A 669-nucleotide genomic window follows, 5' to 3' on the forward strand; every position below is an offset into this window, starting at 1 on the left:
ACACCTTCAACAGGTCATAACCGCTGGCACCGTCCATCTCGGCGATCAGCCCCAGCATCGCATGTCGCAGACTCATATTTCATAGTGTACATGTCTGAGTTGACACGTCACTGGTGAAGGATCTATGTGTCTGTTCACGAATGTCGTGCGGCCCTCGACCCGGGACGTCCGCCCGCGACTCCAAGGCGACGCCGCACACGGGGCCTCAGGCTGCTGGGGCGGCGCCGGTCAGGAGGGCGTCGAGTCGGCCGGGTGAGTCCGCGCCGTCCGCCGCGAGGACGGTGCCGGCTCCGTCGGTGACGACGGCGTACGGCGGCCAGGGGATGCCGTTGTCGTCATAGACGTCCGGGGCGATCAGCACCGGCAGGTCGACGCCGTGGTCCTCCAGGTAGGCGCGCACCGCGGGTTCCTCGTCCGCGCTCACGAGGACGACCCGTATCCTCTCGCGTGCCGCGGCGAACGCCGGGAGCATGGCCGTGCACAACCCGCACGCCGGTGACACCAGCGCGAACAGGGTGGGGATGCCGGCGGTCGCCGTCTCCACCGGCACCGCGAGGGCGAAGTGCGTGCCGGACCGGGGCCCGCCGGTGTCCGGCGCGCGCGGGCCCGGCAGGGTCACCGCGCCGACGAGGCCGAGGAGGACCACCGCCGGCACGACCTGGGCGGCGC

The 669-nt window shown here is 71.0% G+C and carries 1 protein-coding gene; it reads right to left on the reverse strand.

Annotated features, from left to right (window positions below):
• Window positions 1–205: 205 nt before the first annotated feature.
• The coding region (locus tag ACFFNX_RS51895; protein WP_378213884.1) for a peroxiredoxin family protein at window positions 206–669 on the reverse strand (464 nt) is incomplete at its 5' end.

Origin of the sequence: Actinoallomurus acaciae (assembly GCF_042429965.1) — a bacterium.
Taxonomy (GTDB): domain Bacteria; phylum Actinomycetota; class Actinomycetes; order Streptosporangiales; family Streptosporangiaceae; genus Actinoallomurus; species Actinoallomurus acaciae.